At 72.3% G+C, this 7,807-nt stretch carries 8 protein-coding genes; 1 reads left to right on the plus strand and 7 read right to left on the minus strand.

Translation table 11 applies throughout. The features are described 5' to 3' along the window. Positions 1–5 precede the first annotated feature (5 nt). The 7 genes from R3E98_20320 to R3E98_20350 all read right to left on the minus strand — a co-directional run bounded on the left by R3E98_20320 (position 6) and on the right by R3E98_20350 (position 6,771). On the minus strand, positions 6–1,070 hold the full coding sequence (locus R3E98_20320) for a hypothetical protein (protein MEZ4425751.1): 1,065 nt from the start codon (positions 1,068–1,070) through the stop codon (positions 6–8). Further along, positions 1,067–1,909 (minus strand): DUF4097 family beta strand repeat-containing protein, encoded by an 843-nt coding sequence (locus R3E98_20325; GenBank protein ID MEZ4425752.1) that lies wholly within the window; start codon positions 1,907–1,909, stop codon positions 1,067–1,069. The genes R3E98_20320 and R3E98_20325 overlap by 4 nt, the downstream gene beginning before the upstream one ends. Positions 1,910–1,967: 58 nt before the next feature. Beyond that, positions 1,968–2,672 (minus strand): hypothetical protein, encoded by a 705-nt coding sequence (locus R3E98_20330; GenBank protein MEZ4425753.1) that lies wholly within the window; start codon positions 2,670–2,672, stop codon positions 1,968–1,970. Then, positions 2,669–3,205 (minus strand): sigma-70 family RNA polymerase sigma factor, encoded by a 537-nt coding sequence (locus R3E98_20335; GenBank protein ID MEZ4425754.1) that lies wholly within the window; start codon positions 3,203–3,205, stop codon positions 2,669–2,671. Before R3E98_20335 ends, R3E98_20330 begins: the two co-directional genes overlap by 4 nt. Positions 3,206–3,389: 184 nt before the next feature. Beyond that, positions 3,390–4,538: a dipeptidase gene (locus R3E98_20340; GenBank protein ID MEZ4425755.1), complete on the minus strand. Its 1,149-nt coding sequence runs from the start codon at positions 4,536–4,538 to the stop codon at positions 3,390–3,392. Between the two features lie 23 nt (positions 4,539–4,561). Then, the gene (locus R3E98_20345) at positions 4,562–5,542 is read right to left on the minus strand and encodes a GNAT family N-acetyltransferase (protein MEZ4425756.1); all 981 of its coding nucleotides are present in this window, start codon (positions 5,540–5,542) and stop codon (positions 4,562–4,564) included. Next, the gene (locus tag R3E98_20350; protein ID MEZ4425757.1) at positions 5,539–6,771 is read right to left on the minus strand and encodes a prenyltransferase/squalene oxidase repeat-containing protein; all 1,233 of its coding nucleotides are present in this window, start codon (positions 6,769–6,771) and stop codon (positions 5,539–5,541) included. The genes R3E98_20345 and R3E98_20350 overlap by 4 nt, the downstream gene beginning before the upstream one ends. A 206-nt stretch (positions 6,772–6,977) precedes the next feature. Between R3E98_20350 and R3E98_20355 the strand changes: the two genes are divergently transcribed. Beyond that, positions 6,978–7,730 carry a 5'-nucleotidase gene (locus tag R3E98_20355; GenBank protein MEZ4425758.1) on the plus strand — a complete coding sequence of 251 codons (753 nt, stop codon included), beginning with the start codon at positions 6,978–6,980 and terminating at the stop codon, positions 7,728–7,730. Positions 7,731–7,807: the final 77 nt, after the last annotated feature.

Raw genomic sequence — 7,807 nt, forward strand, 5'->3', positions numbered from 1 at the left:
CCCGCTCAGGGACGCCGCTTGCGCAGGATGCGGTCGATGCCGTGGATGCGCAGGCGCAGCAGCTCGTCCGCATCCAGGTCCTCGAAGCCCTGCTCGTGCAGCTCCCGCACCCAGGCGGGAGTGACCCCGTGGATGCGGAAGGCCACGGCCTGGTCCACGTCTTCGGGGGCATGTCCCAGCTCGCGCAGTCCGTCCACGAACTCGCGATCGACGTCGTGGATCTTCAAGGTCCGGATCTGATCCAGGGTCAGGTCGCGCCCCAGCCCCAGGGCCTCGGCGGCCTCGACGGCAGCGCGATCGATCTCGAAGATCCGCATCTGCACCAGGTCGTCCACGTCGGGCGTGCGCACCCCCAGCGACTCTGCCTCCCGGATGAACTCCGGGGTGATGTCGAAGATGCGCATCTGCACCAGATCGTCGCCGTCCAGCCGACCCAGGCCCAACGCCGCGGCGTCGCGCGCCAGCTCCGGCGTCACCCCGTGGATGCGGAAGGCGACGTAGCGATCGAGGTCGAGGTCAGCCAGCCCGGCCGCGGTGAAGGAGCGCACGAAGGCGCCCGTCACATCGAAGATGCGCGAGCTGAAGAGATCGTCGACGTCCGTGTCGGTGAAGCCGGCGCGCGCCAGCTCATCCGGCCAGTCGGTGCCGACGTCCAGGGTGGCGGCCGCGAAGACCTCGCGATCGGTCATCCGGTATCCCTTCCGTGCCATCTCGTCCCGGTAGCCCTCCCGAGGCGTGAAGCTGAACTCGCCGTCCCAGCGGCGTTCACGCAGACGGTCGGCCCGGAACGTCAGGGTCCCTGCATCGCGCCGTAGCTCGAAGGTCGATCCCGACTCCATCCGCTCCCGGAAGCGTTGCCACTCCGACGCATCCAGGCGCAGCGACGTGCGATGGCTCCGGCGGCTGCCCTCGTCCGCCTCCATCTGGATGGAACGCTCCCCGCGGTCGCTACCGACGCGGACGCTCCACACGCCCTCCACCGGCGTCTGGGCTTCGAGCTGTCCGCCACCGAACACGCCCGCCAGCACCAACCCGATCGCCATCCCCACCGCTCCGCTCCTGGTCCTCATCGTCCTCCCTCCCCCAATGGCCGGATCGTGATGCGCCCACCGAACGTCTCGATCTCGAGATCGGCGCCGCCACGCCCCAAGGTGAATTGCCGTCGCCCGCGCTCGGCCCGCTCGTCGACCCCGGTCATGCCGATGTCGATCTCGCCCATCACACTCGCGGCCCAGACATCGGCGTTCGTGCCCTCCGGCACCGCCACCGTGACGCTCCCGCCATGGGACGTGAAGACGTACTCGCCCGCGTCTGCCAGCGCCCCGCTGTAGCGTATATCCCCTCCGACGGAGCTGACGTCCACCTTCGACGCGCTCATCTCCGTCATCTGCACGTCCCCGCCGATCGACTCGATGGTCACTTCCCCACCGACATCGCGGAGATCCATCCGCTCGGCCGCCCCCCCGAGCTTGATCGTCCCCTCCGTGTCCTCGAGCGTGATGCGGCCGTTGATGGCGTGGAGCTCCACGACGCCCCTGGCCCCCACGACGCGCATGGCGCCCTCGATGGACTGGGCCTCCACCGGACCTCCGACGCCCTCCACGTCCAGCGTGAAGTACATCCCGTCCACGGTGACCCCGAAGCCACGCGGGACCGTCAGCTCGTAATCCGCGATACCGGCCGTGATTCCCCGATCCGTGGAGAGGCGCCAGGTGTCCTCCCGGCGGCGGATCTCGATCTCCGTGCGCCGCGAGTGCGCGGCACGCACCCGCACCGCATCCCGGTCCCACGTGCGCACCTGCACGGTTCCGGCCGCGTTCGACACTTCGATGTGTCGCGCGCCCGCAGCCGCGAAGGTGGTGTCGGTGTCCTGGGCCACGGCCAGCATGGCCAGGAGCCCCACAGTCATGATGCCCACGTCCGTCTCCTCCCTGGGATCCGTGCGCGCTTCCGCGCGAGTCCTCGCATCAGGCGGCGCGTTGCACCGCGACGACCGCCTGCTGCAGTAGATCGAGCTTGAACTGGAGTGCGCTCAGCAGGCGTCGCTCGACGATCGGACTGCCTGGATCGGCGGCGAGCGCCGCTTCCGCTTCCACGATCGCCCGATCGATGGTGGCGAGGCTGCGCTCGAGCGTCGCGCGCGTCTCGGGCTGGAGCACATCGGTTCCAGCCTCCAGCGCCGCCTCCAGCTGGCGCACCGCGTCGTCGTAGACGGCGCGCACGTCACCCGCGGCGCGCACCGGCGCGGCGTCTCCCGGTGCGGGCGCGGTCGCCACGACCGGCGCCGTCTCCACCGTGGGCGTGGCGCCGCGCCGGACCCCGATCTGGTAGGCGCCCACCGCCAGCAGGCCCGCCAGGCCGGCGGCCCACAGGACGCTGCGGGATGCCAAGCGGGGCGGGCCTTGCCGGTGCGCGTGGAGCGGGACCACCCTGGGCCGCTCCGCCGCGGCGGCCTCCGCTCCGATCCGCTCCGCGATGCCAGACCACAGGCCGGCGGGCGCGCGCGCCTCCAGCGGAAGGGCCCCCAGGGCGTTGCGCAGGTCGGCCAGCGCCTCCAGGCGCTCGCGGGCGTCGACGTCGCGCTCCAACTCGACGTCGAGCGCGCGGGCAGCGGCCTCGTCCAGCTCCCCGTCCAGGTAGTCGTGCAGACGTTCGTCGGATACGCCACTCATCGCTCCAAGACCTCCTTCAACAGCTGTCGCGCCCGATGGACCTGGGCCTTCACGGTCCCCACGGCCACCCCGGTCATGACGGCCACCTCACGGTACTTGAATCCTTCGATGTCCCTCAGCACGAGGGCCTCGCGGGCCCGCTCCGGGAGCGTCGCCAGAGCGCGCTCCAGGTCGATCCGCGTCTCCGTGAAGGCCCCGCGTGCCTGCGCCGCGTAGCGCTCCACGTCCGGTGTCGGCTCCACCCATCGCTCCCGCCCCGCCCGGGTCCGTCGTTCCTGGAGCACCACGTTGACGGCCAGGCGGTGCATCCAGGTGCTGAAGCGGCTGTCGCCCCGGAAGGAGTCCAGCCGCTCCCAGGCCCGCACGAAGGCGTCCTGCGTGAGTTCGGCCGCCCGGTCGGGATCGGCCGTCATGCGCAGGCAGAGGCCGTAGATCCGGTCCACGGAGCGGCGGTACACCTCCGCGAAGGCGGAGCGGTCCCCGCCCTGCGCCCGCTGCACCAGGGTCTCCATGGAGACGGCCGCGGTGGTCACGTGGTGTCCAGGCTCCCGGGCTCGTGCCGTGGTCGTTGTCGCCATCGCACCCGTTCTGACGCGCCGGGCCGGTGGATGGTTTGGAGGGACCGGGCGGCGGTCCGCCAGGGAGCGACCCCCCGGGACGCAAGGAGGGGCGGCCGGTCGTCCGGCCGCCCCTCGTCCGTCCCCACCCCTTCGGGGCTCAGTTGCTGGTGCGACGCCCGTCGAGCTGCTCGATGGTGGCCATCGAGGGTCCCCGCTCCCGTTGGATCCGGCGCGCGGCGGCCTCCGCCTCCCGCATGACCCGGAGCAGGTTCTCGCCGATGAGCAGAGCCAGATCGTCTTCGCTCCAGCCCCGGCGGGACAGCTCCTCCAGCAGGGCCGGGTAGGTCGAGACGTCCTCGAGGCCCACCGGGGTGGACTCGATGCCGTCGAAGTCGCCCCCGATCCCGACGTGCTCGATGCCGGCCACCCGACGGATGTGCTCGATGTGGTCGGCGACGTCGGACAACGTGGCCTCGCCCGTGGACGACACGAACGAGGGCACGAACGTCACCATGACCACCCCGCCGTTCTGCGGCAGACGACGCAGCACGTCGTCCGGCACGTTGCGCGGATGGTCCGTCACACCGCGGGCCGACGAGTGCGAGAAGATCACCGGCGCCTCGGCCACGTCGAGCGCGTCGTTCATGGTGGCCGGGGACGTGTGCGACAGATCCACCAGCATCCCCAGCCGGTTCATCTCCCGCACGACCTCCTTCCCGAACTCGGTGAGCCCGTCGTGCGTGGGCTCGCCGGTGCCGGAGTCGGCCCAATCGATGGTGGTGGAGTGCGTGAGCGTCATGTACCGGGCGCCGGCCGCGTAGAAGGCGCGCAGCGTGCCCAGCGAATTCTCGATCGCGTGGCCGCCTTCCATGCCCAGGAGCGACGCGATCCGGCCGCGCCCGAAGATGCCCTCGATGTCCGACGCGGTCGTCGCCAGCTCGAAGACGTCCGGGTACCGATCGATCACCTGGTTGGCGATGTCGATCTGTTCGAGCTGCATCCGCGCCGCCCCGGTCTCGACGGACTCGTAGGGGATGTAGACCGACCAGAACTGGGCGCCGACCCCACCGCGCCGCAGGCGATCGATGTCGGTGTGCCCGGCGGTACGGCGGCGCAGGTCGTAAGCCGCCACGTCGTGTGGCGCCGCGCTGCTGTTGCGGATCGCCCAGGGCAGGTCGTTGTGTCCGTCGATGAGCGGGACGCGGTCCAACACGCGCTGCACCTTGGCGGCGTGGGAGTCCTGGGCGGTCACCGGCGCGGCGACGGCCAGGAGGACGAGCACGAGAAGCGGGCGAAGGATGCGCATGGGCCTGGCGGTGAAGGGTCGGATCAACGGCCCGCGCGGCGGGCCCGGAAGGCCGCGCGCGCACGGCGGCCGAGCTCCCACAACTTGTGCAGGCCCCCGGACGCTGTCGAGAAGCGGCCCGACTCCAGCGGGACGGCGCGCGCACCGAAGCCGCGCTTGAAGCGTTGCAGCCCGGGATTGTCGTCGTGGGCGCCGCCCAGGTTGAAGCGTGTCACCCCCTCGCCCGCGAGCCGTTCCGCGAAGGCGGCGACCAGGAAGGGGCTGGCCCCCAGCTCGCGCCCCTCCTCCGTGGTCCCCGACGACTGGTAGTAGGCGCCGGCCGGGCTGCGCAGCGCCAGGATGGAGGACAGCACCTGTCCTTCCCGTACGGCCTGCACCAGCTCGGCGGCGCCCGTCTCCAGCCAGCCGCGCAGCAGCTCGTCCCCCAGGTCCGACGGCACGGTCTCCCCGCGCTGGGCCCGCCGGTCCATGGAGCTTTCAAAGCAGCCGAGGTGTGCGTCGAGGCCTTCGGCGCCGGGGCGGACCACCATCTCCACGCCCGCTGCGACCGCCTTGCGGGCGTTGCGCCGGTGCCCGGTGGAGAGGTCCGCGGCACCCGCGCCCTCCGCCAGGTCCAGGACCCATTCGGTGCGTGGCGTCGTCCGCAAACGGTCGGGCCACTGCGGCAGGTCGACGGAGGTGGACGCGAAGGAGGCCAGCTCCACCGCGCGCACGCGCTGCGCGCGGACGAAGTCCGCCAGACCGCTCCAGAAGGGGCTGTCGGCGGGCACGCCCGGCGAGCACGGGATCTCGAGCAGGCCCCCGCCCCGTCCGCGCAGGAAGCCCAGGGCGCCTGCGCTCCAGGCGTCCCCGTCTTCCAGAACCAGCAGGACCACCCGCTCGCCGATGCGTCGGCGCGCCTCGGCGTAGCCGGGCGTGAGGAGCGGATTCTCGGCCTCGAGCGCGCTCAGGCGGGAGAGGCGCTCCGGATCCGGATCCAACCAGGAGCGGAAGCGCCCGCTCAACCGACCCGGAGGACGACGCGCTCCTGGACGGGCGTCGGCGCGAGGCGCGCGACCTGCTCCATCTGCTGCTCGAGCCGCAGCGAGTCGATCAGGAACTTGGGCGCCCACGCCAGATACTCGAACCGGCCGTACGAGCCGTCCACCGGGAAGGAGCCCTTCACGCCGCCGAGCCGGTCCTCGGACACGTCCCGACGCAGCGTCCGGCGCACGTAGCGGTTGGCGGCCTTGGCCGCCTCCCGGTAGCGCTCGTCGCCGGTCTCCTTCCACAGCAGCAGCCAGCCGGCGGCGATCTGTACCACACCGGTCAGGCAGACCCAGTCGACCACGGACGCCCAGTCCGCGTCCAGCCGGCCACCGATCGAGCCGTCCGGCCGTTGAGCCGCGAGCACGCCATCCGCCGTCCGCTGCGCCGCCACGAGGAGGTCCCGCTCCCCGCTGTGCCGATAGGCCTCGATCACGCCCCGGAACGCGTAGCCGATGGTGTGGGTGAGCGGCGCATGCGGGCGGTCGAGGCAGCAGAGCTCGAACCAGCCGTTCTCCTGCTGGTGGCGGACCGCCCAGCGCACCTGGCGTAGCGCGGCCTCGGTGTAGCCCCGCGCCGGATCCACCCGGGCGGCCTCCAGCAGTCCCCAGGAGACGTGGGTCTCGTAGGTCTTCTCCCCGCGCGCCGCGAAGGGGGTCGGATGGGTCCGCCAGGCCCCGTCCGGATCCTGCGTCTGCACCAGCCAGTCCGCGGCTCGGCGCATGGCCTGCTTGTAGGTGCCCCCGAAGCGGTGGGCCCCCGCGGCCAGCCCCAGCAGGATCTGACCCGTGTTGAAGGTGACCGGCACCAACGGTCGGGCTCCGACGACCCCGCCCTGGAACGCCCCGGACTCCATCTGAATCGAAACGAGCCAGTCGAGTACCCGGCGGGCGGCGTTCTCGATGTGGCGGTCGCGGCGCCGATCGGCCTCGCCGAACAGCGTGGGGACGATGTAGCCGCTGGTCTCCGGATAGGAGGTGCTCCAGCCGTCCACCAGCGAGTAGTGGCGGGCGATGCCCCCATCCCGGGAGGCGGAGCACTCCTGCGCGCGTAGCAGCCATTGCGTGGCGCGCTCGCAGGCCCAGTCCGATCCGGGATCGGCCAGCAGCCCCGTCTCGCGGTCCCGGCGTGCTTCGCTGCGCGCCGCATCGGGCAGGGCGGCCCATGCCCGCCGCGCCCTCATGTCACGTACGATCTGACGAATCACCTTCGACTCCACCCGTGATGGATCCGCTGGGGGGTGGTCGTCGAGCAGAGCAAGATCCCGGCCCACCGCGCCCCGGCGGTACGGACCCGCGGCTCCGGCGGCCCGGTGCCCGGGGCCGGGCAGGAGCGGAGGCGTGGCCCGGTGCCCGGGGTCCGCCGGTGCTCCGACCCGTTTACGCGGGCGCCTCGGGGACGGATCTTTGGGGCATGCGCAGGCCACTCATCCCGCTCCTGGTGGTCCTCCTGGCCGCCTGTGGAGGCTCCGCCCCGGGGACCCGCGCGCCCCTGGACGCCACCGCCTCGGGCTCGTTCCAGGAGGTCGATGCCGCGCTCCCGGACGACCCCGTGCTGGAGGCCCTGGTGGCCCCCTTCCGCGTACGCCTCGACGAGCGCCTCTCGGAGGTGCTGGCCCAGGCCGAGGATCGCATCGTGAAGGCCCGCCCCGAAGGAGCGCTCGGGGCCCTGGCCACGGACGCCATGTTGGCGGCCGCGCGCCGGCGCACGGATCACCCGGTCGACGCCGCCCTCCTCAACGACGGCGGCCTGCGTGCGCCCATCCCGCGAGGCCCGGTCACGCTCGCCCGCATCTACGAGGTCTTCCCGTTCGAGAACACGCTCGTGCTCCTGCAGCTCACCGGCGTGCAGATGGAGGCGCTGGCCGACCAGATCGCCGCCCGCGGCGGCCACCCGGTGGCGGGGCTCACGTTCCGCATGGAAGGCCGTGAGCCCGACGCCATCCAGGTCCAGGTGGACGGTGCGGCGGTGGAGCCGGGTCGCACGTATTGGCTGGTGACGGCCGACTTCGTGGCCAACGGTGGCGACGGCTTCACCACGCTGGAGGACCCGGTCGCGCGCGAGGACCTGGGTGTGCTCGTGCGCGACGCCATCACCGAGCATGTGCGCGAGCTGGGCACGCTCACGGCGGCCCCACCGGGCCGCATCCGGATGGCCGGCCGATGAGGCGGCGCCGCTTCGTACGGACGCTCGGCACCGGCGCCGCCGGTACGCTGCTCCTGCCCGCCTTCGCGCGGGGCCAG

Source organism: Gemmatimonadota bacterium (genome assembly GCA_041390125.1).
GTDB lineage: Bacteria > Gemmatimonadota > Gemmatimonadetes > Longimicrobiales > Gaopeijiaceae > JAGQIF01.

Coding starts and splice junctions, on each gene's coding strand:
- R3E98_20320 (MEZ4425751.1), bottom strand. CDS start 1,070: ATGAGGACCAGGAGCGGAGCGGTGGGGATGGCGATCGGGTTGGTGCTG.
- R3E98_20355 (MEZ4425758.1), top strand. CDS start 6,978: ATGCGCAGGCCACTCATCCCGCTCCTGGTGGTCCTCCTGGCCGCCTGT.
- R3E98_20340 (MEZ4425755.1), bottom strand. CDS start 4,538: ATGCGCATCCTTCGCCCGCTTCTCGTGCTCGTCCTCCTGGCCGTCGCC.
- R3E98_20330 (MEZ4425753.1), bottom strand. CDS start 2,672: ATGAGTGGCGTATCCGACGAACGTCTGCACGACTACCTGGACGGGGAG.
- R3E98_20325 (MEZ4425752.1), bottom strand. CDS start 1,909: ATGACTGTGGGGCTCCTGGCCATGCTGGCCGTGGCCCAGGACACCGAC.